The sequence below is a fragment of the Subtercola boreus genome (assembly GCF_006716115.1).
Classification (GTDB): Bacteria; Actinomycetota; Actinomycetes; order Actinomycetales; family Microbacteriaceae; genus Subtercola; species Subtercola boreus.
This window is the reverse complement of record NZ_VFOO01000001.1, coordinates 2,842,392-2,865,945: the sequence shown is the minus strand read 5'-3', so window position 1 is coordinate 2,865,945 and position 23,554 is coordinate 2,842,392. Positions and strand designations below refer to the sequence as shown.

Below are 23,554 nucleotides of genomic sequence, written 5' to 3'. Positions count from 1 at the left end.
TAGGCGGCGCTCGTGGCGAAGGGGCCAGCGTCGTGCGGATCCGGGAGCGATCGGCGGGGAAAATCATCCCTCCGATGGAGGAATCGATGCAGGCTGTGGCAGGTTGGGTGTACTGCGCGCGAGCGTGACCGTTCCGCGCACCGACGAAGGAGAACCATGATCACCGCCCTGCTCGAACTGCGTCTGAAGGCCGAAGCCGTCCCCGAATCCGAGGCCGTGATCCGCAGTGTGCTGACCCAGACCCGCGCCCGGGAGGGCAACCTGGGTGTCGACGTGCTCATCGACCGCGCTGATGCCGCGCACGTCACCATCGTCGAACGCTGGGAGTCGATTGAGGCCGACACGGCCTACCGCGCCTGGCGGGCGACCGACGAGGGCAAGAGCTCGCTCGGCACCATCCTGGCCGGCCCGCCGGTACTGACGTTGTTCGAGACGGCCTTCACGCTCTAGGTTCCGGATGACCGGGGCCGTCCCCAGCGTTGGGGTGGGCTCGGGCGCGGCACTAGGTTCCGGATGCCCGCGGTCGTCGGTCCGCGTGCGGTTCAGGCCAGGCGCGGGGCGGCCTCCAGCAGGCGCTGCGTGTATTCGTGCTCGGGGTGGGCGAACACCTCGGCGCTCGGACCCTGCTCGACGATCCGTCCGTCGAACATCACCGCCACCGTGTCGCTCATGTGCTGCACCACGCCCAGGTCGTGGGAGATGAAGAGGTAACTGAGCCCGCGCTCGCGCTGCAACTCGTCGAGCAGGTCGAGTACCTGCGCCTGCACCGACACATCGAGGGCCGAGACGGGTTCGTCGCAGACGAGGATCTCCGGATGCGGCGCCAGCGCCCGCGCGATCGCCACCCGCTGCCGCTGGCCGCCCGAGAGGTGGAGGGGTCGCCGGCCTGCGAGCGACGAGGCCAGGCCGACCGAGTCGAGGAGGTCGGCGACGGCACCCTCCGTGCCGCGGGAATCTCGGGCTGTCCCGCCGCCGGGGAAGCCGTGACCGCCGGCCAGGGCGTCGGACAGGATCTCCCGCACCGTCCAGCGTGGGTCGAACGACCCCAGCGGATCCTGGTAGATCGCCCCGATCCGCCTCCGCTCGGGGCGTCGTCGGCGTTCGTTCAGGACGCTCCACGGGGCGCCACCGAGGGTGACGGTTCCGGCATCCGGAGCTGTCAGACCGAGTACGAGGCGCGCGGTCGTCGTCTTGCCTGACCCCGACTCGCCGACGAGCCCGAGCGTGCGCCCCCGCTCCAGCACGAACGAGACGTCGTCGACGACGACACGGCCGGTGCCGTCGGGGTTGCGGTAGCTCTTCACGAGGCCGCGCGCCTCGAGCACCGCGCCGCCCGCCCGCCCCGCCGCCCCTCCGCTGCTCGTGTCGCCGCCCGTGTCGTCGCCCGTCGAAGGGACCCATAGTGCGGGGAGGGCGGCGCTGTGGAACGGTTTGAGGCCCTTCGGCGCGGGCGGAGGTGGGGATGCGGGGGGAGAGGGGGTGGGGGGAGAGGGGGCGGAGGCGAAAGAGGGGGCGAGGGCAGGGGTAGGGGTGAGGGCAGAGGCAGAGGCAGAGGCAGAGGCAGGGGTAGGGGCAGGGGAGGCCGCGCGGGGCGTCGCCAGGCGGGAGCCGCGCGGGCGGCCCGACGGCACCGCCCAGATCAGGCGTTTTGTGTACTCGTGCTGCGGATCGCCGAGCACGCGGGCGGCCGGCCCCTGCTCGACGATGCGCCCGCTAGTCATGACCGCGATGGTGTCCGCAATGCGTCCGACCACGGCGAGATCGTGGCTGATCAGCAGCATCGCAGCACCCTCGCCTTTCAGACGCTCGAGGAGGCGCAGGATCTGCTCCTGAACGGTGGTGTCGAGGGCGGTGGTCGGCTCGTCCGCGATGAGGAGGGGCGGGTCGAGCGCAATCGCCGAGGCGATCAGCGCACGCTGGCGGAGGCCGCCCGAGAGTTCACCCGACCGCTGCCGGGCGCGGAGTCGGGGCTCCGGAACCCCGACGTCGGTGAGCAGCTGCTGCACCCGGGCGTTCCGCTCAGACGGGGTCAGTCGCGTGTGCAGCCGCAGGGCATCCGCGATCTCGCGCCCCACCGTGCGGAGCGGATCGAGCGAGACGAGGGCATCCTGCAGAACGAGGCCGACGTCGGCTCCGCGCAGCGCCCGCAGCTGGCGGTTGGAAAGTGCGAGCACGTTCCGGTTGCCGACCGTGAGGCGATCGGCCGTGACCACAGCGTTGTCGCCGGCCAGGCCCAGGATGCTGCGGGCCGTCACGCTCTTGCCCGACCCCGATTCGCCCACCAGCGCGAGGCACTGCCCGGGCTCGATGCGGAGACTCGCCCCGTCGACGACGGCCTGGACATCCCGGCCGTTCCGGAACGCGACGCGGAGGTTCCGCACGTCGAGCACCGCCCGGTCCGCGGCCTCCGGCTCGCCGCCGCCCGGCCCGCGGCCCGCACCTCCGGCCGAGCCATCCAACCCGCCGCCCGCTCCGTCGCCGCCCATCACCGCTCCCGGTTCCGTCGCTGGAGGCCCCGCCCGAGCAGCGTCGCCGACGCCGCCGCCAGCACCACGAACGCCCCGGGGAAGAACGTCAGCCACCACGCCACCGAGATGTAGGTGCGCCCCGCCGACAGCATCGCGCCCCACTCCGCGGCCGGCGGCACCGCGCCCAGCCCGAGGAAGCTGAGCGCTGCCGCCCAGACGATCGCCTGCCCGACCCCGAGCGTCGCGAGCGCGAAGAGCCCGGCGGCCACGTTCGGCAGGATGTGTCGCCGGAAGATCTGCGCCGGGCTCCGTCCGAGCACCGTCGCGGACTCGATGTACCCCGATCCACGGATCGACCGGATCTCGGACCGGATGATCCGCGCATAGCCGGGCGCCGTCGCGAGCCCCACTGCGACCGTCGACGTCGCCACTCCCGGCCCGAAGATCGTGATGAACAGCAGCGCCAGCAGCAGGCCCGGGAACGCGAACAGCACCTCGAGCAGCCGGTTCACGCCGAAGTCGACCGGGCGCGGACCGAGGCCGGCGAGGGAGCCGAGGACGACCGCCAGCACCAGCCCGATCGCCGTCGCCGCGACGCCGATGACGAGCGACGACCGCGCTCCGTAGACGACCCGGGTGAAGATGTCGCGCCCGGACTCGTCGGTGCCGAACCAGTGCCCGGGCGACGGCGGCGTGAAGGCGTCGGCGGGTGCGATGCCGAGGGGGTCGCTCGCCGTGAGCAGCTGGGGGGCGATCGCGGCGACGAGGAGGAAGAGCAGCACGAGGGCGGCGGCGATCTCCGCTGCGTGGAGGTGGCGGAGGGCGCCGAGCGCGGCGAGCGCGGCGCTGCCACGCCCGCCATCCCTGACCGGGGAGCCTGCGGCCGTCGGCGTCGGCGTCGGCGTCGGTGGCAGCAGCGGCGCGCCCGCCGACCCGCTCACCGTTCGCCGCCCTGCATCCGGAGCCGCGGGTCGGCGATCCGGTCGGCGAGATCCGTCGCGATCGTCACCACGATGTACACCAGCGCAACCACCATGACGACGCCGATGACCACAGGAACGTCCCTGATGAGCACCGCGTTGAGCAGCGTGCGTCCGACGCCGGGGCGCGCGAACACCGTCTCCACGACGACCGCGCCGCTGATCAGCGACCCGAACGCCCAGCCCGACAGGCTGATCGCGGGCAGCGCAGCGTGCCGGAGCGCATGGATCAGCCGCACACCGGTCTCGCTCTCACCCCGGGCCCGCGCGGAGACCGTGAACGGGGCATCCAGAGCGTTCAGCACCGACTCGCGCATCAGTTGCCCCAGAAACCCGGCCAGCGGGATCGCCAACGTGAGCACCGGCAACACGAGGCCCGGGATGCCCGGCGTACTGATCGCCGGAAGCCAGCCCAGCCCCACGCTGAACAGCAGGATCAGGATCGTACCGAGCCAGAAGTTCGGCACGGCAGCGGCGACGATCTCGAGCACCGTCGAGACCGCTGCCGCGACCCGTCCGCCCCGTGTTGCCCAGAGGGCGAGGGCGATGGCGAGCAGCCAGGCGACCGCGAGGGAGACGACGGTGAGCACGAGTGTGCTGCCGAGGCCGTCGAGGATGACCTGCCCGACCGGCACCTTCAAGGCGTACGACGTGCCGAAGTCGCCGGTCGCGAGCCGCCCCAGCTCGCCGAGGTACTGCGTGAACAGGGGCTGGTCGAGCCCGAACTCGGCGCGTGCCTGGGCCAGCGCCTCGGGCGTCGCGCGGGATCCCGGCCCGCCGAGGATCGCCTCCGCCGGGTCACCCGGGATCAGCCGGATGCCGAAGAAGATGAGCGTGGCGACCGCCCACAGCACGAAAACCGCCCCGGCGACGCGCGTGGCGGCCCACCGTGCCGCCCGTCCGGCCGCGCCGCTCCGCCTGGCCCCGCCGCTCCGCCCGCGCGGCCTCGCGCGAGGCGCTCCCGCGCTGCCCGCGCTGCTGGCCCCGCCGGGGCCCGGCGAACCGGCGGCGTCGGCGAGGGAGGTCACCCCCCGAGCCTAGGCGCTCTGCGCGGCCCCGCGGCTGCCCGCGCGGATGTCGCGGCTGTCCCTGCGACAGCGCGAACGGACGAGGCTGGGCCAACACGACCGCCTCTGCGGAGGCGTGTCGGCCCAGCGACGTCCGTTCGCGCGTGGTGCCGCGGCTCAGCGGGAGCGGCGGCTCCCGACGGGGCCGTCGACGATGGCAGCGATCTCCGAGGTGGTCACCTTGGCGTGGGCCGCGGCATCCACGTCGCCCGTCGAGCCCGCGGCGCCCGCCGAGCCCGAGCCGGCTGAGCCCGCCGAGCCCGCGTCGCCCGCCCCGCCCACGTGCGGCTCGTCGTCCTCCGTGCTCATCGTCGCCTCGTCGAACGGCAGCTGCCGGGAGAGCACCGCGCGCACGCGCTCGTGGTCGATCTGCTTCGTCCAGGTGCCGATCAGGATGGTCGCCACCGCGTTCCCGGTGAAGTTCGTCAGCGCGCGGGCCTCCGACATGAAGCGGTCGATGCCGACGATCACGCCGACGCCGTTCACGAGGTCGGGGCGGTGGGCCTGCAGGCCGCCGGCGAGGGTGGCGATCCCGGCACCGGATACGCCTGCAGCGCCCTTCGAGGCGATCATCATGAACAGCAGCAGCGAGATCTGCTCGCCGATGCTCAGCGGCGTGCCCATGGCGTTGGCGATGAACAGCGACGACATGGTGAGGTAGATCGCGGTTCCGTCGAGGTTGAACGAGTACCCAGTGGGAACCGTGATGCCCACCACCGACTTGGTGACGCCCACGTGCTCCATCTTCGCGATCAGGCGCGGCAGGGCGACCTCGCTCGACGACGTCGACACGATCAGCAGGTACTCGCGGCCGAGGTAGCGCATCAGCTGGAAGATGTTCGTGCGTGCCGACAGCCACAGCAGCCCGCCGAGAATGACCACGATGAACAGCGCGCAGGTGATGTAGAAGGCGATCATCAGCGTGCCGAGACTCACCAGTGCGGCCGCGCCGCTGCTGCCGACGACCGCCGCGATGGCACCGAACGCGCCGATCGGCGCAACCCACATGATCATCGACAGGATGCGGAACACCAGCACCTGGATCTGCCCGATCGCGTTCAGGATCGGCTTGCCCTTCGCACCCAGGTGCTGCAGCGCGAAGCCCACCAGCAGCGCCACGAACAGCACCTGCAGGATGTTGCCGGCGGTCAGCGAGGAAAGCAGCGAGGTCGGAATGATGCCGAGGATGAACTGCGTCGAATCGGCCGGCGCCAGCGTCGTCGTGTCGTAGGTCGCGTTGGCGATGTTCAGTCCGTCACCCGGGTGGATGATGTTCCCGACGACCAGTCCGATACCGAGAGCGAACGTCGACATGATGATGAAGTAGCCGAGGGCCAGTCCGCCGATCTTGCCGACGGTGGCCGCCTTCGCGATCGATCCGACGCCCAGCACGATGGTGCAGAAGATGATGGGCGCGATCATCATCTTGATAAGCGCGACGAAGCCGTCGCCGAGCGGCTTCAGCCCTTTCGCGAACTCGGGGGCGAGGAGTCCGACCGCGATGCCCGCAGCGACGGCGACGATGACGAACAGGTAGAGGTAGTGCGCGCGGTCGAGGCGTCTTCTGCTGCGGCCGGGGCCGGAGGTGCGGGCCGTACCGGCGGTGCCGGCCGAGTGGGGCGTCTTTGCCATGAGTGTTCCCTTTCGAATGTCGCCGCACGACGTCGTGGGCGCTGTTCAGTGGGGCAATCCTCGAACAGAAGACGTGGTGGCCCGGGGTTCTGTTCATAGTGTTCGCGGGCATCCGGAGCCCAGGGCGTCTAGCCTGAGGGTGACCGAACGTTTCGCACCGTCGCGAGAGCAGAACAGGGCAGGTGGGCACGCCGCATGATCGCCTGGATCCGTCGCTGGAGCATCTCCCGGCGACTCTTCGCACTGCAGTTCGTGTTCATCCTGCTGCTGACGGCCGCGGCGCTGGCCTGGCTCTGGAACGACGCCCGCGGAATCGTCGAGACGAGCGCCGCCGACCACAGCGTCTCGGTGGCGACCTCGATCGCCGACAATCCGTTCGTGCTCGAGGCGATCCAGGCGGCGGGACCGGATGCTGCGGGGTCGGCCGGCAGCGGAATCCCCGGTGCCGATCCGAGCGTCCTGCTGCAGCCCTACGCGCAGAACCTGATGGCCGACACCGCGACCGACTTCATCACGATCATGGCTCCCGACCGCACGCGGTTCACGCACCCCAACCCGGAGGAGATCGGCCGACCGTTCGTCGGCACCATCGAGCCGGCCCTCGAGGGACGCACCTTCACCGAGACCTACACCGGCACTCTCGGGCCGTCGGTGCGCGCGGTCGTGCCCATCCTGAACCAGCAGGGAACCGTCGTCGCGCTGGTGGCGGCCGGGGTGACGGTGTCGAAGGTGTCGGGCGCGCTGGCCGAACGGCTGCCGCTCGTCTTCGGCTTCGCCGGCCTCACCCTGCTCTTCGGCGCCCTCGCGTCGTGGCTGCTGAGCCGGTATCTGCAGCGTGTCACGTGGGGGCGCGGGCCGGAGGAGATGAGCCGCATGTTCTCGTACTACGAGGGCGTGCTGCACTCCGTTCGGGAGGGTCTCGTACTCGTCGACTCCCGCGGACGGCTCGTGCTGCACAATGACCAGGCTGCCGAGTTGCTCGGTCTTCCTGTCTCGGGAGATGTTCCGGTGGCGGTCTCCGAGCTGCGGGTTCCGGATGCCCTGCGGGGCCTGCTCGCAAGTGGAGACCGTGCCGTCGACGAGATTTTCGTCACCGAGAACAGGGTGCTGGTGGTGAACCAGGAACCCGCGGTCGCGGTGGCCCCGGGGCGTGGTACCTCACGCCGCGTGATGGGCACGGTGACGACCCTCCGCGACCACACCGACCTGCTGCGCATCTCGGGGGAGCTGCAGAACATGCGGACGCTCTCCGACGCCCTGCGCTCGCAGACGCACGAACACGCGAACCGGCTGCACACCATCGTCGCGCTGATCGAGCTGGGTCGCGGCGAGGAGGCGATCGCGCTCGCTGCCGGCGAGCTCGATCGCGGCCAGAATCTCGCCGACCAGCTCGTCGAAGCCGTCGAGGAACCGGTGCTCGCCGCGCTGCTGGTGGGCAAATCGGCCGAGGCGCGGGAACGTGGGGCCGAGCTCGAGCTGGTGATCGCTCCGGAGCTGGGGCCGATGGGGGTGCCCGCCGACGACCTCATCACGATCGTGGGCAACCTGATCGACAATGCCCTCGATGCGGCGATCGACGGCGGCAGCGGGCATCCGCGTGTCGTCGTGGCTGTCAGCGAGGGCGCCTCGATGGCGGACTCGCGAGAATCGCTCGTGGTCATCCGGGTCTCCGACAACGGACCGGGCATCGACGACGTCGGCCGCGCCTTCGAGCGGGGCTACTCGTCGAAGGCCGCCGGGCCGCACGGGCGCGGATTCGGCCTGGCGCTGGTGGGCCAGAGCGTGCGGCGCCTGGGTGGCAGCGTCGGCGTCGAGGCAGACGGGGGCGCCGTGGTGACCGTGACGCTGCCGCGCGGTGCTCACCGAGAGTCTGCGCGCGAGACGGCGCCCCGATGATCCCCGCTCCCGTCAGGGTGCTCGTGGTCGACGACGAGGAGATCACGGCCAGCGCCCATGCCGCCTACCTCGGGCGGGTCGGCGGGTTCGAGGTGGCGGGGATCGCGCACAGCGGACACGAAGCGATCCGGCAGCTCCGCGCTGCGGCACCCCGGGCAGCGGACGACCCCGTCGGCGGGGATCCGCGACATCCTGAACCACGGCCGGCGCCCATCGACCTGATCCTGCTCGACATGAACCTGCCGGACATGTACGGGCTCGACCTCTGCCGCCAGATCCGCAGCGCGGGGCTCGAGATCGACGTCATCGCCATCACGGCAGTGCGTGAGATGACCGTGGTGCGGGCATCCGTCTCGCTCGGCATCGTGCAGTACCTCATCAAGCCGTTCGCGTACGCCACCTTCGCCGAGCGCATGCGCAGCTACCTCGACTTTCGGCACAGTTTCGCCGTGGATCGCCCGATGGCGACACAGGGCGACGTCGACAGCACGTTCGGTGCCCTGCGTTCGGCGGCGCCTGTCTCTTACGACAAAGGCCTCTCCGAGGGAACTCTGCAGCGCGTGGTGTCGGCGCTCGCCGCAGCTCCTCAGGCACTGTCGGCCAGCGAGTTGAGCGATGCGGCGGCCGTGTCGCGTGTCACCGCGCGGCGGTACCTCGAACACCTGGTCGCTTCGGGGGCGGCGGAGAAGACCTCCCGCTACGGAACCCCGGGGCGCCCCGAGGTCGAGTACCGGCTCACGCGGCGCTGATCGCGCCCGCACGTTCTACCGCCCCCGGCATTCGCCACCCGCCAGAACCGGTTGCCGCAGGGCAATCTCTCGGTGAATTTCGCGGCCGAATCTGAACAGCGCGTGACGGAGAAGCAGCCGGTTCGTTCAAGCCGTTTTGCACACCCCTTCGGGGGGTTCTCTCCGTCTAGCGTGGCTGGCGAACTGAACAGCGAAGGTGGTTGCAGATGACGTCGACAGCGACGCGCCCAGCGGCGGGTGAGACATCCGGGCAGGCTGAAGCCGGGCCCGGCGAGCGGCCTGGCGCGGTGCCTCCCGTGACGCGGAACGTGCCCGACCCGGCCGAACGGGCCCGGGCGCGAAAGGTCCAGTCCCGGCGCATGCAGGCCCGCAACTGGCTGCTCTTCGTGCTCCTCGCCGGCCCGAACATCGCCCTGCTCATCGCCTTCACCTACAAGCCGCTGCTGCAGTCGTTCTACTACTCGACGCTGCAGTGGAACATCGGCTCGCAGCGAGCCATCTCCGTCGGATTCCGCAACTACACCGACTGGCTGACCGACTCGGAGACCCCGCAGGTGATCGGGGTGACCGTCATCTTCACGCTTGCCACGGTCGGCGGCGGCATGGTGATCGGGCTCGGGCTCGCTCTGCTGCTCAACAAGAAGCTCAAGCTGCGCGGCCCCGCCCGAACGATCATCGTGGCTCCATATGTGCTCTCGGGTGTCGCCGTCGGCCTGCTCTGGCTGTTCGTCTTCGACCCGAACTTCGGCATCGTCGCAGCGGTGCTCGGAGCCATCGGCCTGCCGTCCCCCGCCTGGTACAACGACCCGCAGTGGGCGCTGTTGATGGTCATCATCGTGCAGCTCTGGAAGAACGTGGGCTACATCGCGCTGATCTACCTGGCGGGTCTGCAGGCCATCCAGGTCGACGTGCTCGAGGCGGCGGCGCTCGACGGTGCAGGTCCCGTAAGGACCTTCCGCCGCATCATCCTGCCCCTGCTCGGCCCGACCTCCTTCTTTCTCAGCGTGACCACACTGCTTTCTTCGCTGCAGAGCTTCGACATCATCCAGGCGATGACGAAGGGTGGGCCGCTCGAGGGCACCACCACGATGATGTACGAGATCTACCGGGAGGGCTTCGTCGCGGGGCGGGCCGGGTACTCCTCGGCCGTCGCCACCATCCTCTTCCTCGTGCTGCTCATCGTGACGCTGGTGCAGTTGCGATTCGTCGAACGAAAGGTGCACTACTCATGATGCGCAGATTCCCGATCGGCAGCTACATCGCCCTCCTGGTCGCCGTCGCCGCAATGGTTCTCCCCCTGGTCTGGATGCTGCTGGCCAGCTTCAAGGGCCAGACGGAGATCTACTCCCTCCCGATCCAGTGGCTGCCGTCGTCGTTCGCGCCGACGAACTACAGCGATGCGCTCGATGTGGTGCCGTTCGGGGCGTTCTTCATCAACAGCGCCATCACCACGGTCGTCGGGGCCGGGATCAAGATCATCCTGGGCCTGATGACCGCCTACGCACTGGTGTTCATCGAAGTGCCCTTCAAGAAGGTGTTCTTCGCCATCGTCATCTTCGCGCTGCTCGTTCCGCAGCAGATCGTGATCATCCCGAACTACACGCTCGTCGCGAGCCTCGGCTGGCTGAACACCTACCAGGGCATCATCGTTCCCGGGTTGGCGAGTGCGTTCGGCACGTTCCTGTTCCGGCAGCACTTCCTCTCGCTGCCGCCCTCGGTGCTCGAAGCGGCCGCGCTCGACGGCGCGGGCCACCTCCGGCGGCTCTGGGCCTTCGTCGTGCCGATGTCGACTCCGACCATCGCGGCGGTCGCGCTCGTCTCGGTGGTCACCGAGTGGAACGAGTACCTCTGGCCTCTGCTCGTGGTCGACCGGCCGAACATGATGACCCTCCCGATCGGCCTCACGCTGCTGCAGAACACCGACGGCATCACGAACTGGGGTGTGCTGATGGCCGGAACGGTGCTGGTCACCCTGCCGATCCTCATCGTCTTCTTCGTGATGCAGCGGAAGATCGTCGCCGGCCTCACGGCAGGCGCGGTCACCGGCTAGCCCCCCCCAAACCTCCATGCCCCCTCTCCCCAACCCGCCCCACTTTCAGAAAGACAGAACCATGACGCCTCGTTTCGACCTCTCGACTGCCTTCCCCAACGGCGTGACGCGCCGTAACGTGCTGGCCTTCGGGGCCGCGCTCTCGGGAACAGCCCTCCTCGCCGCCTGCGCCGGGCCTTCGGTTGGCGGCGATGTCGGTTCAGCCGCCTCCGCCACCCCGGCCCAGGACTGGACGAACATCAAGCCCGCCTCCTCCATCACTTGGTGGACCAACCACCCCGGCAACTCGATGGCGACAGAACAGGCCATCATCGACGGCTTCCAGGCGGCCAACCCCGGCATCGTGGTGAACATGGTGACGGCCGGGGCGAACTACGACGAGATCGCGCAGAAGTTCCAGGCGGCATCCGGAACCGACAGCGTGCCCGACCTGGTCGGCGCGAGTGACGTGTGGTGGTTCCGCTACATGATCAACCAGCAGATCATCCCGCTCGACGACCTCGCCGCGCACCTCGACGCGAACACCGACGACTTCAACAGCACCCTCTACGGCGACTACGAGTACAACGGCAGCCACTGGGCGATGCCCTACGCGCGGTCGACTCCGCTCTTCTACTACAACAAGTCGCTCTGGAGCGCCGCCGGCCTCCCCGACCGCGCCCCCGCGACCTGGGACGAGTTCGACGAGTGGGCTCCGAAACTGAGCGCTGTGATGAACGGCGCGGCGCCGCTCGGCATCGGCAAGGGCACCTCCTGGGCCGCGTGGTGGTTCTGCAACATCATGTGGGGCAAGGGCGGCGCCTACTCGAGCGACTGGACCATGAAGCTCGACCAGCCCGAGACCCTCGAGGCGGGGGAGTACCTGCGCGCGATCATCAACGAGAAGAAGAGCGCCACGGTGTCGGCGACCGACTCGGCGGCCGACTTCGGTGCCGGGCTCAGCGCCTGCACCGTTGCCTCGACCGGTGCACTGACAGGCATCCTGAAGTCGTCGACGTTCGACGTCGGAACCGGTTTTCTGCCGGCCGGCCCGAAGGGCGCCTTCACGCCGACGGGCGGCACGGGCATGGCGATCCCGTCGGGCAAGACGCCCGAGCAGCAGCTCGCGGCCGGCATGTTCCTCAAGTACCTCACCGACGCCGAACAGACGGCGACGTTCTCGGCGGCGACCGGCTACATGCCGGTGCGCACCTCGGCGATGGATGGCGCCACGATGAGTGCGATCTACACGCAGAAGCCGCAGTTCCGTACCGCGGTCGACCAGCTGAAGAATGCGCGCTCGCAGGACTGGGCGCGCTCGTTCGTGCCGTCGGGCGACAAGTACCTGACCACGGCGCTCGAGCAGATCATGCTGCAGAACTCTGCGGCCGCCGACGTGTTCCCGAAGGCGTCTGCCGACATCACGACGTCGTACGAGCAGAACGTGGTGCCCTACCTGTGACGCCGCGGGTCATCTCCCCGCGGGTCAGCGCTCCCCGGGTCAGCGCTCCCCGGGTCGTCGCTCACCGCGGCAACTCGTCGGTCGCCCCGGAGAACACCCTCGCTGCGTTCGACGCCGCCCTCGCGGCCGGTGCCGACGCCATCGAGGTCGATCTGCAGCTCACGGCCGACGGGGTCGCGGTGGTCATCCACGACGACAGCCTCGACCGCACGACCGACCTCGTCGGACTGGTCGCCGAGTCGGATGCTCATCCCCTCGCCTCTGCCGACGCCGGGACCTGGTTCGGCCCGGCGTTCGCGGGTGTCCGCGTGCCCACCTTCGACGACCTGATCGCCTGGGCCGCCCGGCACCCGCGCATCGGGTGGCTCCTGGAGTTCAAGGGCCGCTGGGAGGAGCGTTCGCTCACCCCGGAGCTCGAGAAGGTGCGTCTCGCCGGGATGGTGGCGCGCACGGTCGTGCAGAGCTTCGATGTCGACACGGTGCGGGCGCTGGGGGCGGTGGCCCCGGATGTCCGGCTCGAGCTGCTCGTCTTCGAGCTGCCGGGGCTGCCCGCCCGGCGAGAGTGGATGGGTTCTGCGGCAGTGACGGGCACCCTGCCTGGTGCGGTCGATGCGGAGGCAGCGGCAGTGGCAGCAGCGGCAGCAGCGGCTGCGACGACGGAGCTCGTGCGGCTGCTGGGCGAGGTGGGTGCCGCCGGATGCAATCCCTACGGGTTGCTGCTGGTCGAGCATCCGGAGCTCGCCGCAGACCTGCGGGCGGCCGGGTTGTCGGTCACGCCCTGGACGCTCGATGAGCCCCGACAGTGGGAGCTCGCCGTGGCGGCGGGTGTGGATGCGATCATCACCAACCGGCCCCAGGAACTCGTGACCTGGTTGGAGGTCAGTCCAGCGGGGGTCTGAGTCCGCGACGTGACAGTCTGGTGTCGTGATGGAACTGTTGATCGCGGGGGTGCTCGCGCTACTGGGCATTGCGGGCGCCGCCCTGCTCGGGCCGAAGGTGCGCGTGGCCTCGCCGCTGGTGCTCGTCGCGCTCGGGATCGCCGTGAGCTTCCTGCCGTTCGTGCCGGCGTTCCAGGTGGAGCCCGAGCTGATCCTCGCGGGCGTCCTGCCGCCGCTGCTCTATTCGGCGTCGGTGTCGATGCCGGCCATGAACTTCCGCCGGGAGTTCGCCGCGATCAGCGGGCTGTCGATCGTCCTGGTGATCGCGTCGTCGGTGGTGCTCGGGCTTTTCTTCGCCTGGGTGATCCCGGGCCTCGGTCTCTGGTGGGGCATCGCCCTCGGCGCGATCGTGAGCCCCACGGATGCTGTGGCCACCTCGATCGCCAAGAAATCTCCGGTTTCGTCCCGCGCTATTGCGATCCTCGAGGGCGAAAGCCTTCTGAACGATGCAACAGCCCTCGTGCTGCTGCGCACAGCCATCGCCGGAGCGGCCGCCTCCGTCTCCCTCTGGGGCACGATCGGCTCGTTCGCCTTCGCGGTCGTGGTCGCCGCGGCGCTCGGGTTCGTGGTCGGCCGGCTGAACCTGTTCGTGCGGGCGCGCATCCAGAATGCGACCGTCGGTACGGTGATCTCGTTCACGGTGCCGTTCCTCGCGTCGATCCCGGCTGAGCTGCTGGGCGCCTCCGGTCTGGTCGCCGCGGTGGTCGCCGGACTCGTGACTGGCCGCCTCGGGCCGCGGGTGCTGTCGCCGCAGAGCCGCCAGTCGGACACCCAGAACTGGAACACCGTCGAGATGGTGCTGGAGGGCGCCGTGTTCCTCCTGATGGGACTCGAACTCTCGTCGATCTTCGCCGACGTGGGGGAGGAGCGCCTGGGCGTCGGGCCGACTCTCCTGATCGCGCTCGGCGCGCTGCTGCTCACCGTGCTGGTGCGTGCGGCCTACGTCGCGCCGTTGCTGCGGGGGCTGAAGAGACGCTCCGAACGCACGGCGAGCATGAAACCGCGGCTGACGCAGATGCAGTCGGTGCTCTCCGACCCGGCGGCTGCGGCGGCCCGGGCGTCAGGGATGATCGAGGCCGCCCGTTCGGGGCAGAGCGCGGAGCAGTGGCGTGCCCTTGGACAGGGTGTCAGCGCGGCTGCGGCCGACGACTCCGGTGCTGCGCAAGCCGTCGCCGCGCCGCGGGAAGTGGCCGCATCGGAGGTTCCCGCCGCGCTGCAGGGCCCTGGCGCGCTGCGGGGTCCCGCCGGGTCGCACGATCCCGCCGCGCTGCAGGATGTATCGGCGTCGCAGGGCCCCGACGCGTCGCAGGGCCCCGACGCGTCGCAGGGCCCCGACGCGTCTGAGGCCCCCGGCTCAGGCTGGGCGCCGGGCGCCGTTGTGGGCGGCCCCGGCTTCGCGCAGGGCGGGCCGGGTTACGGCCCGGGCGTGCAGGGACCCGACGGGGCCCTCCGCGCCGACCTCAGTAGGCGCGCGAAGCAGCGCATCCGGCGGCAGCTGCGCCGGCGGCAGCTGCGCCGGCGTCGGCCACCGACCGTCGAGGACATGACCCGCTTCACCACCCGCATCACCCGCACCCTCGCCGACATCGACTACCTCGTGCAGGCGCCGCTGGGCTGGCGCGAGGGCGCCGTCGTCGTCTGGGCGGGCATGCGCGGCGCGGTCACGGTGGCCGCGGCGCAGACGCTCCCGCAGGACACCCCGAACCGCTCGCTCCTCGTTCTGATCGCGTTCGTCGTTGCGGCGCTGTCGCTGCTGATCCAGGGCGGGACGCTGCCGCTGGTCATCCGGATGCTCAAGCTCACCCCTCCCGATGAGGAGCTCGCCCAGGACGAACGGGCACGCCTGTTCGCGCTCCTCGCCGAGACGGCGCTGGATGATCATCCGGAAGCCGCGGCGAGCACGACGACCAGCTCGGGAAGCTCCGGCGACGTGCCCGACGACGACGGCCCCGACGAGCCGGACGGCACCGCGCCGCCCGCCGCCCGCACCCCGAAGCAGCAGGCGCTCGCGCTCATTGCGGCGAAGCGCACCGTGCTGCTCGACGCCCGCGACGACGGCACCTTCAACGCCGACACCCTCGACGCCGCCCTTTCCGCCCTCGACGCCGAGCAGATCGCCCTCCAACTCCAGGGCAACCCCACGGCCTGACCCCCACCCCCGCCCCCGCCCCCCCAAACCCAATCGAGTGGGCAGTTTGGTCCCCAAAATCGCGCGGGAAGGGACCAAACCGCCCACTCGATTGGAAAAGAGGGGGAGGGGGAGAGGGGACGGGGTCAGTTGGCCGATAGGGGGAGCAGGATGCCCGCTACCGACGGGTCGGTGGCGAGGAAGTTCTGCACGGCCGGGTCCTGGAAGGCGGCGACGAGCTTCTTGATGTTGTCGGAGTCCTTGAAGTCCGAGCCGATGGTGAGCTGGCCGGCGAACTCGTCGGGTGCCTGCGGCGCGAAGATCTGCTTGGCGATCGGGATGTTCGCCGCCAGGTAGTACTCGGTGTAGCCGACGGCCGCGTCGAGGTCGGGCAGCGACCGGGACTGGGCCGCGAAGTCGAGAAGCGTGAACTTCAGGTTCTTCGGGTTGGACTCGATGTCGTCCTGCGTCGCGGTGCCCTTGCTGGTGCCCGGCTTCAGCGTGATGAGGCCCGCGCTGTCGAGGATCCAGAGGCCCTGCGCTTCATTGGCGGGGTCGGAGTACAGCGAGATCGTTCCGCCGTCGGGGATCTGCGAGACGTCGGTGTACTTGTCACTCCAGAGCCCGAAGCCCCAGCGGAACACCGGCGTCGCCGCTTCCTCCTTGAAGTCGGGGTTCGACTCGAGAACCTGGCCGAGCCAGAGCTTGTGCTGGTACACGGTTGCGGCGACTTCACCGTCGCTCACCGCTCGGTTGATCGTGTTGCTGTCGCTGAGACCCTTGAACTGAACGGTAATGCCGTACTTCGGCGCAACGTTCGCGGCGACGTAGTTGACCAGCGCCTGCTCCGAGGAGTTGCCTTCGGCCGTGGCCACGTAGAGCGTCGCACCCGCGGTGTCGTTCGCCGAGGCGGACGGGGTCAGCAGCGGGATGGTGATCGCCGCGGCGACGCCGACGACCACGACAGCGGCGCCCGCGACCCAGGGCCAGCGGCGGCGCTTCCTGAGCTCGAAGCCGAGCTCGGAGTCGGGGTCGGTGCTGTTGGAGGGTGTTTCAGACATGGGGGTAGTACCTCTCGTGGATGCTGTGAGAAAAGAAGGAGAAACGAGGGAGAACAGAAGAAGGGGGGAAGCGCGCGCCTAAGCCGGCGAAGCCGCGTTCGCCGCCTCGATGTCGGCCCGGGCGATACGCCGGGCGTACCGCCGCCCGCCGGCCGTGGCCGCGTGCGGCGTGGTCATTCGCACCAGCCGGTCGCCGGTGACCTGCACCAGCGCCACGGTCGCGACGAGGATGATGATCGTCGCGCCCATCACGGTGTTGTCGAACCGCTGGTAGCCGTAGGTCACTGCCACGTAGCCGATGCCGCCCGCCCCGATCGTGCCCGCGATGGCCGAGTACTCGATCATCGCGATGGTGTTGATCGTGAGCCCGCCGATCAGTGACGGCACGGCCTCGGCCAGCTGCGCGGTGCGGATGATCTGCAGCCGCGACCCGCCTGAGGCCTTCGCCACGCGCACCAGCGACGGCGGAACGCTCCGCAGCGAGTTCTCGACGATCCTCGTGAAGAACGCGATCCCAGCGATCGACATCGGCACGACGGCGGCCGCGATCCCGATGTTCGTGCCGGTGATGAACCGCGTGAACGGCACGATCGACGCCATCAGGATCAGGAACGGAAGCGATCGCCCGATGCTGACGATCCAGCTCAGCACCTGGTGCAGCGGCGGGTTCTCGAAGAGCCCGCCGGGAGCCAGGTTGTGGATGATCGAACCGAGCGGGATGCCCACCACCACCACGATCGCCATGACGATGCCGACCATGATCAGGGTCTCGCCGAGCGCGGGCAGGACGAGGGCGGGGATGTCGGCCAGCGGCACCTGGTTGTTCGCGAGCACGCTCATGCTGCGACCTCCGCCGGCTCGCGATCGGGAGTGCGGTCTGCCGCCTTCCCGGGAGCGCGGTCGGCCGCCTTCCCGGGCGACGCTTCGACGCCGTGGACGCCCGGCCGGGCATCCAGACCCAGCGCCGCAGCCGCAGCCACGACGGCCGCCGCGTCTGATGACCGCAGCCCGATCGTCGCGTTGCCGACGACCGAACCGTTCACCGTCTCGATCGACGCGCCGAGCAGCGACACCGGTGTCGACAGGGTGCCGGAGAGGCGCGTGACCCAGTCGGTCGGCACCTCCGACGACGTGTAGCTGACGACCCAGGCGTTTTCGTCAGAAGCACCGACGAGCGGCACCCGCACCGGGTTCAGCGCGCGCCCGAGCGGCGACGACGCGTCGCGCAGCAGGTCGACGACCCGCCCCGACTCGACGATGTGCCCGTGGTCGAGCCGCGCGACGGAGTCCGCGACCTTCAGCACCGTCTCCATCTCGTGCGTGATGAACAAGATGGAGAGGCCGAGGTCGTCGCGCAGTTCTTTCAGCAGGGTCGTGATCGAGGTCGTCGACTCGGGGTCGAGCCCCGAGGTCGCCTCGTCGGCGAGCAGGATCGTGGGGCGGAGGGCGAGGGCCCGGGCGATCCCGACCCGCTGGCGCTGGCCGCCGGAGAGCTCGTGCGGGTAGTAGTTGGAACGGGAAGTCAGCCCGACCCGATCGAGCAGTTCGGCGACGCGCTTCTTCGACTCACGCGCCGTCACACCGAGATAACTGAGCGGCAGAGCGACATTCGCAGCGGCCGTGCGCCGGCTGAACAGCCCGTCGGACTGGAAGATCGTGCCGATGCGGCGGCGCGCGATCCGGAGCTTCTCCTCCGACAGCGAGGACAGGTTCTCGCCGTTCACCACGACCGACCCCGAGGTGGGCCGCTCCAGCAGGTTCACGCACTGTGCAAGGGTCGACTTGCCGGCCCCGCTCGGCCCGACGACCGCGAAGATCTCGCCCGCGGCGACGCTGAAGTCGAGGTTGTCGAGCACGGTGACCGCCGACGGACCCTGCCCGTAGACCTTCGTGAGCTTCTCGAGCGCGATCACGAGGTCACGACCCGACGGAGACGGGTTGGCCCACCCGGTACTGGGCACCGAGATGCTCCGAGGGCAGGCGGTCGCCACGCCCGTGCAGCTTGTTCCGCAGGGTTCCCGAAACGTACTCGGTCGGGTACGCGCCGCGCGCCTGCAGTTCGGGAATGATGAACTCGACCACGTCTTCGAACGTGCCGGGCGTGATCGCGTAGGCGAGGTTGAAGCCGTCGACGTCGGTGTCCTCCACCCATTCCTGCAGGTGGTCGGCCACTTCGGTGGGCGACCCCACGATGAACGGGCCGAGCCCGCCGATCGCCCCGAGTTTGGCGATGTCGCGCACTTTCCACTCGCCGCCGTCTTCGTTCGCACCCTGGAAGTTCGCCACGGCCGACTGGATCGCGTTGCTCTTCACATTGCCGATCGGCTCGTCGAGGTCGTACTGCGACAGGTCGATGCCCATCCAGCCCGACATGAAGACGAGGGCGCCCTCTTCGCTGGCGTAGGAGAGATAGTCCTGGTGCTTGGCGTGGGCCTTCTCACTGGTCTCGTCGGTGATGATCGTGAGCAGCGTGTAGATCTTCGCCGAATACCGGTCGCGGCCGGCGGCTTCGAGCGCGTCGCGGATCTTCCCGACCGTCTCCTTCAGCCCCGCCTTCGTCGAGGCGGCCACGAAGATCGCCTCGGCGTTGCCGGCGGCGAACTGGATGCCGCGGGGCGAGGCCCCGGCCTGGTAGATCACGGGCGTGCGCTGCGTCGACGGCTCAGACAGGTGGATGCCCGGGACCGTGTAGTTCTTGCCGTAGTGCCCGATCTCGTGCACCTTCGATGGGTCGGTGAACACACCCGTCTCACGGTTGCGGATGACGGCGTCGTCCTCCCACGAGCCCTCCCACAGCTTGTACAGCACCTCGAGGTACTCGTCGGCGACGTCGTACCGGTCGTCGTGTTCGAGCTGGTCGTCGTGGCCCATGTTGCGGGCAGCGCTCGGCAGATAGCCGGTGACGACGTTCCAGCCGACGCGGCCCTTCGTCAGGTGGTCGAGCGTCGACATGCGGCGCGCGAAGGGGTACGGATGCTCGTAGGCCGTGCCGGCGGTGATGCCGAAACCGAGGTTCTCGGTCACCGCTGCCATCGCGCTGACCAGCAGGATCGGGTCGTTCACCGGCACCTGCGCACCGTGCCGGATCGCCGCCTCGTTCGACCCGCCGTACACGTCGTACGTGCCGAGCACATCGGCGATGAAGATGCCGTCGAACCTGCCGCGCTCCAGCAGCTTCGCCAGCTCCGTCCAATAGGAGAGCTCCTTGTAGCGCCAGCTCTGGTCCTGGGGGTGGCGCCACATGCCCGACGACTGGTGGGCGACACAGTTCATGTCGAAGGCATTGAAGCGGATCTGCTTGGTCATGTAGTCATACTGAGCGACGACGCGACCGCGTGCATGCCCCCGCGTTACATGGCGTCACAATTCAGACTGGGTCCAGAAATGCCTGTTCCCACAGGTGAGGCTTCTCCGCAACGAGGCAGAGAGCCCGGCTACGCCTCGATCTGGCCGGCCGCGATCGCGTCGGCGTACTTCCGCACATCCGGGCCGGGCTCGTAGTCGATGAACCGGTCCTTGAGGCGCTCGTTCAGGGCGGCGTAGATCTCGTCGGAGGGCTTGCCCTGCATGCTCCCGTTCAGGTCGACCACGGCTTCACGCAGCACGTTGTCGGAGTCGGAGAGGACTTTGGCGCGGGCTTCGTCGTTCCAGCGGATGTCTGATGCGTTCATGTCCCCGACGCTACCCGGCGCATCCGGGCGGTGGACACCCCTTGCGCGCGCGCCGCCCGCGATAAGAACACTCTCACGCCCCGATCGCCCCGCGCCGCGTCACGCGAACCATAATGGGCAGATGGCCGACTCCCCGATCCCGCAGCGGGCGGCGGGGTTCGGCGTCTCGGTGCGCGTGCGCATCCTCGCCACCCTCCTGCTCGTCACGGCGGCAGGCATGGTCGCCGCGGGCGGAACCGCCTACCTCCTGCAGCGCGAACGCATCCTGTCGGCGGTGGATGACCGGCTCGCCTCGCTCGTCGCCGATGCGCAGTCCGTGGCGACGGAGTCTGCGGCCGGCACTCTCGACGAGGCGCTGACGGCGATCATCCAGCGCCTCCGGCCCGGAGCGAACGAGTCGAGCCTCGCGATCATCGACGGTGTCGCCGCGCTGTCACCGGGCGGAAGCGTCGACTTCCGGCTCGACCGGAGCGCCGCGCTCGTCGACCGCGTCACCCGGGAGACCGGGGCGAATGGGGTCGTGCGCGGCACGTTCGATCCCGGCCCGGCGACTCCGGCCGACTTCGGCACCCTCCGCTACATCGCGGCCCCGGTCACCGTCTCGACGGATGCTCGCACCGGCGTCTTCGTGATCGCCGTCGACCTCGACCGTGAACTCGCGCCGCTGACCGGGGCCTTCACGACCTACGCGGTGGTTGCCGCGGCTGCACTGGTGGTCGTCGCGCTGGTCGGCTGGTTCGTGGCGGGCCGGCTGCTCCGCCCGATCCGCTCCCTCACCGATGCCGCGAACCGCATCACCGGATCCGACCTCCGCGAGCGCATACCGGTGCGGGGCAACGACGACGTGTCGGCCCTGACCACGACAGTCAACGGGATGCTCGACCGCCTGGAGGGCGCCCTCGACGACCAGCGCCGGCTGCTCGACGACGTCGGCCACGAACTGAAGACCCCACTCACCATCGTGCGCGGCCACCTGGAACTCATGGACACCGGAGACCCGGCCGACGTGGTCGCCAGCCGCGACCTCGCTGTCGACGAGGTCGACCGCATGAGCGGACTCGTGCAGGGCCTCACCCAGCTGGCCGACTCCGGTCGACTCCAGGCGCTCGAACTCGCCCCTGTCGACGTCGGGGAGCTGACGGATCGCATCCACGCCAAGGCGCGCGCCCTCGCCGACAGGCAGTGGATCGTGGTCGCGCGTGCCGACGTCGTGACCCCCCTCGACGCCGACCGTCTCACGCAGGCGATGCTGCAGCTGGCGGCGAATGCCGTGACCCACGGCGGTTCCACGGTTCCGGATGCCCGGCAGCGCATCGAGCTCGGCAGCGCGGTCGACCCGGCTGCCCGGGAGCTGCGGCTCTGGGTCTCCGATTCGGGACCGGGTGTCGCGACCGACGCCCAGGCGCGCATCTTCGATCGCTTCCAGCGGGGTCCGGCGGCGAAGGGCCGGGGTCTGCGGGGCTCCGGGCTCGGGTTGGCGATCGTGGCGAACATCGCCGCGGCGCACGGCGGGCGGGTCGAACTCGAGTCAGAGCCGGGGGTCGGCGCCCGGTTCACGATAGTGCTGCCGGTGCTGCCGGTGCTGCCGGTGCTGCCGGTGCTGCCGGCCAGCGCGCCAGCCACCCCGAACCGCGAGGAGCAGCCATGACGGGCATCCTGATCGCCGAAGATGAAGACCGTATCTCCTCGTTCATCGAGAAGGGCCTGAAGTCGGCGGGATTCGCCACGACCATCGTGCGCACCGGCCCCGACGCGCTCGACTTCGCCTCCACCGGCGACTTCGACCTGCTCGTGCTCGATCTCGGCCTCCCCGGGTTCGACGGCCACGAGGTCACGCGCCGCCTGCGTGCTGCGGGCCTGAAGCTGCCGGTGATCATCCTGACCGCCCGAGCCTCCACGGATGACGTGCTCGCGAGCCTCGAGGGCGGGGCGAACGACTACATGCCGAAGCCGTTCCGCTTCGATGAACTCCTGGCGCGCATCCGGCTCCGCATTGCGGAATCCGCGACGGCCTTGCCGTCCCTACTCTCGGTTCCGGGCCTCGAACTCGATCTGCTCTCCCGCCGCGCGCGGGTCGGCGGCCAGCTCGTCGACCTCTCCGCGCGCGAGTTCGCGCTCGCGGAGGAGTTCCTGCGACACCCCGACCAGGTGCTCAGCCGGGAGCAGCTGCTCAGCCGGGTGTGGGGCTACGACTTCGACCCGGGCTCGAATGTCGTGGACGTGTACGTCGGCTACCTCCGCCAGAAGGTCGGCGCCGCCCGCATCGAGACCGTGCGCGGTATGGGGTACCGGCTGCGCTGACCCGGAGACGGCGCCTACCGGGTGACGGCAGCACGCCAGAGGCCCCCGGGTCGCTGTGACGTCGGGGGCCTCTGGCGTGCGGTGCCGGTCAGTGGTGTCCGGGTGCGTCGTCGTTGCCGCGGCCACCGTGGCGACCGCCGCGGTCGTCGCCGGGTTCGGCGTGGCCGCCCCGACGTCCGTGGTCGTCGGCTGCGGCGACTCCCGTGCTGGCGGCAGTGGTGAAGACGGTAGTGGATGCCGCGTGCACACCCTTGTCGTCGCCGGGTTCGGCGTGGCCGCCGTGACGTACGTGGCCGGCGGCGTCGTCGGCCCCGCGGCCGTGGTGGCGGAGCCCGCCGTTGTCGTCGGCGTGGGCGTTGTCGTCACCGACACGCTGGCCGACGGAACTCGACGTGGTGAGGGGTGCGGCCTGCGCGGATGCGGCGAGGCTCACGCTGCCGCCGACCAGGGCGGCGGCCACAGCAGCGGTCGCGAGGAGTGCGGTGCGCCGGGAGGTGCGAGTGGACATGATGACTACCTTTCGTCTGCCGCAGAAGCGGCGAGTGGTGACTGGCATTTGCCATGTCCTCAGTCTGACGACGGGTTCTAAGCTGCCTCCAAGTTCACGGTGAGAGGCCTCTTAGGTTGCGGCTGGGAGAGGCGTGCTGCCCTCAGCCGTCACTGCCGTGCCCTCCGCCGCCGCCACCGCTCTTCCCGTTCTGACCGCCGTGGTCGTCGACGACCACGGGCACGGGATCGGGAACGGTGGTCGCGCCGGTCGGGGAGGGAGAGGCCGAGGGATCGTCGGTCGTCGGCGGGGCAGTCGACGCGGATGTCGGCACCGCCGTCGGCGTCACGCCCGGCCCGGCTGTGCCGGGCGACGCAGCCGTACCGGACTCGTCGACCTGCACGATCACCCCGCTGATGCCCGTCGGCCGGCCGCTCTCATCGCGCACCTGGAGCGCGCTGGCGGCAAGAGTCCCGCCTGCGACGACCGCGGCCACCGCTACGGCGCCGCCGATCATCCATCCGGCGACCCTGCGCCTCGGCCGAGCGGTCATGGTCTCCTCCGATGAACGGTCGTGTGTGGTGCGGTCGCCTGCCTTCCATTGTCCCCGAAGCCGCCGCGGGTGTCGCACCCGGATCGTGAGAATGTTCTTAGGTCGCTGGTCTCAGTGCGACACCCCTTCCGG

Annotated in this window: 21 protein-coding genes; 10 read left to right on the top strand and 11 right to left on the bottom strand. The window is 69.9% G+C overall.

Features of this window, described 5'->3' with window-relative positions; translation table 11 throughout:
• Nucleotides 1-156 precede the first annotated feature (156 nt).
• Nucleotides 157-450 (top strand): putative quinol monooxygenase, encoded by a 294-nt coding sequence (locus FB464_RS13375; protein ID WP_116413418.1) that lies wholly within the window; start codon nt 157-159, stop codon nt 448-450.
• Nucleotides 451-542: 92 nt separating this feature from the next.
• Here FB464_RS13375 and FB464_RS13370 read toward each other — a convergent pair whose 3' ends face one another.
• The 4 genes from FB464_RS13370 to FB464_RS13355 all read right to left on the bottom strand — a co-directional run bounded on the left by FB464_RS13370 (nt 543) and on the right by FB464_RS13355 (nt 6,147).
• Nucleotides 543-2,486 carry a dipeptide ABC transporter ATP-binding protein gene (locus FB464_RS13370; RefSeq protein ID WP_116413419.1) on the bottom strand — a complete coding sequence of 648 codons (1,944 nt, stop codon included), beginning with the start codon at nt 2,484-2,486 and terminating at the stop codon, nt 543-545.
• Nucleotides 2,486-3,409 (bottom strand): ABC transporter permease, encoded by a 924-nt coding sequence (locus tag FB464_RS13365; protein ID WP_425472423.1) that lies wholly within the window; start codon nt 3,407-3,409, stop codon nt 2,486-2,488. Before FB464_RS13365 ends, FB464_RS13370 begins: the two co-directional genes overlap by 1 nt.
• Nucleotides 3,406-4,476, bottom strand: coding sequence for an ABC transporter permease (locus tag FB464_RS13360; protein WP_116413420.1), 1,071 nt, complete (start codon nt 4,474-4,476; stop codon nt 3,406-3,408). Before FB464_RS13360 ends, FB464_RS13365 begins: the two co-directional genes overlap by 4 nt.
• Nucleotides 4,477-4,632: 156 nt before the next feature.
• On the bottom strand, nt 4,633-6,147 hold the full coding sequence (locus tag FB464_RS13355) for a cation:dicarboxylate symporter family transporter (RefSeq protein ID WP_170151833.1): 1,515 nt from the start codon (nt 6,145-6,147) through the stop codon (nt 4,633-4,635).
• Nucleotides 6,148-6,342: 195 nt separating this feature from the next.
• On the opposite strand from FB464_RS13355, the gene FB464_RS13350 reads away from it, so the two are divergent.
• From FB464_RS13350 to FB464_RS20265, 7 genes are all read left to right on the top strand, one after another.
• A complete protein-coding gene (locus tag FB464_RS13350) occupies nt 6,343-8,043 on the top strand; it encodes a sensor histidine kinase (RefSeq protein WP_116413421.1) in 1,701 nt (566 codons plus the stop codon).
• A complete protein-coding gene (locus FB464_RS13345; protein ID WP_116413422.1) occupies nt 8,040-8,792 on the top strand; it encodes a response regulator in 753 nt (250 codons plus the stop codon). The genes FB464_RS13350 and FB464_RS13345 overlap by 4 nt, the downstream gene beginning before the upstream one ends.
• 206 nt (nt 8,793-8,998) lie before the next feature.
• Complete coding sequence (locus FB464_RS13340; protein ID WP_425472422.1) at nt 8,999-10,024, top strand: carbohydrate ABC transporter permease; 1,026 nt, start codon at nt 8,999-9,001, stop codon at nt 10,022-10,024.
• Nucleotides 10,021-10,842, top strand: a complete 822-nt coding sequence (locus FB464_RS13335) for a carbohydrate ABC transporter permease (protein WP_116413423.1) — start codon at nt 10,021-10,023, stop codon at nt 10,840-10,842. Before FB464_RS13340 ends, FB464_RS13335 begins: the two co-directional genes overlap by 4 nt.
• 61 nt (nt 10,843-10,903) lie before the next feature.
• Nucleotides 10,904-12,283 carry an ABC transporter substrate-binding protein gene (locus FB464_RS13330; RefSeq protein WP_116413424.1) on the top strand — a complete coding sequence of 460 codons (1,380 nt, stop codon included), beginning with the start codon at nt 10,904-10,906 and terminating at the stop codon, nt 12,281-12,283.
• Entirely contained in the window at nt 12,280-13,182 is a 903-nt protein-coding gene (locus FB464_RS13325) for a glycerophosphodiester phosphodiesterase (protein ID WP_116413425.1), read from the top strand. The genes FB464_RS13330 and FB464_RS13325 overlap by 4 nt, the downstream gene beginning before the upstream one ends.
• A gap of 28 nt (nt 13,183-13,210) precedes the next feature.
• On the top strand, nt 13,211-15,370 hold the full coding sequence (locus tag FB464_RS20265; protein ID WP_116413426.1) for a cation:proton antiporter: 2,160 nt from the start codon (nt 13,211-13,213) through the stop codon (nt 15,368-15,370).
• Between the two features lie 125 nt (nt 15,371-15,495).
• On the opposite strand, the gene FB464_RS13315 is transcribed toward FB464_RS20265, so the two are convergent.
• The 5 genes from FB464_RS13315 to FB464_RS13295 form a co-directional block, all read right to left on the bottom strand.
• Complete coding sequence (locus FB464_RS13315) at nt 15,496-16,410, bottom strand: MetQ/NlpA family ABC transporter substrate-binding protein (RefSeq protein WP_116413427.1); 915 nt, start codon at nt 16,408-16,410, stop codon at nt 15,496-15,498.
• Between the two features lie 78 nt (nt 16,411-16,488).
• Nucleotides 16,489-17,250, bottom strand: a complete 762-nt coding sequence (locus FB464_RS13310; RefSeq protein WP_116413428.1) for a methionine ABC transporter permease — start codon at nt 17,248-17,250, stop codon at nt 16,489-16,491.
• Nucleotides 17,247-18,371 carry a methionine ABC transporter ATP-binding protein gene (locus tag FB464_RS13305; protein WP_246093061.1) on the bottom strand — a complete coding sequence of 375 codons (1,125 nt, stop codon included), beginning with the start codon at nt 18,369-18,371 and terminating at the stop codon, nt 17,247-17,249. Before FB464_RS13305 ends, FB464_RS13310 begins: the two co-directional genes overlap by 4 nt.
• Nucleotides 18,328-19,716 (bottom strand): LLM class flavin-dependent oxidoreductase, encoded by a 1,389-nt coding sequence (locus tag FB464_RS13300; protein WP_116413429.1) that lies wholly within the window; start codon nt 19,714-19,716, stop codon nt 18,328-18,330. Before FB464_RS13300 ends, FB464_RS13305 begins: the two co-directional genes overlap by 44 nt.
• 128 nt (nt 19,717-19,844) lie before the next feature.
• A complete protein-coding gene (locus tag FB464_RS13295; RefSeq protein ID WP_116413430.1) occupies nt 19,845-20,081 on the bottom strand; it encodes a hypothetical protein in 237 nt (78 codons plus the stop codon).
• A 121-nt stretch (nt 20,082-20,202) separates the two neighbouring features.
• On the opposite strand from FB464_RS13295, the gene FB464_RS13290 reads away from it, so the two are divergent.
• Both FB464_RS13290 and FB464_RS13285 read left to right on the top strand, forming a co-directional pair.
• Nucleotides 20,203-21,729: a sensor histidine kinase gene (locus FB464_RS13290; protein WP_170151834.1), complete on the top strand. Its 1,527-nt coding sequence runs from the start codon at nt 20,203-20,205 to the stop codon at nt 21,727-21,729.
• Nucleotides 21,726-22,382, top strand: coding sequence for a response regulator transcription factor (locus FB464_RS13285; protein ID WP_116413432.1), 657 nt, complete (start codon nt 21,726-21,728; stop codon nt 22,380-22,382). Before FB464_RS13290 ends, FB464_RS13285 begins: the two co-directional genes overlap by 4 nt.
• An 88-nt stretch (nt 22,383-22,470) precedes the next feature.
• Here FB464_RS13285 and FB464_RS13280 read toward each other — a convergent pair whose 3' ends face one another.
• Together FB464_RS13280 and FB464_RS13275 are read right to left on the bottom strand one after the other, a co-directional pair.
• Nucleotides 22,471-22,890, bottom strand: coding sequence for a hypothetical protein (locus FB464_RS13280; protein WP_116413433.1), 420 nt, complete (start codon nt 22,888-22,890; stop codon nt 22,471-22,473).
• Nucleotides 22,891-23,032: 142 nt separating this feature from the next.
• Nucleotides 23,033-23,422, bottom strand: a complete 390-nt coding sequence (locus FB464_RS13275) for a hypothetical protein (RefSeq protein ID WP_142206702.1) — start codon at nt 23,420-23,422, stop codon at nt 23,033-23,035.
• Nucleotides 23,423-23,554 lie beyond the last annotated feature (132 nt).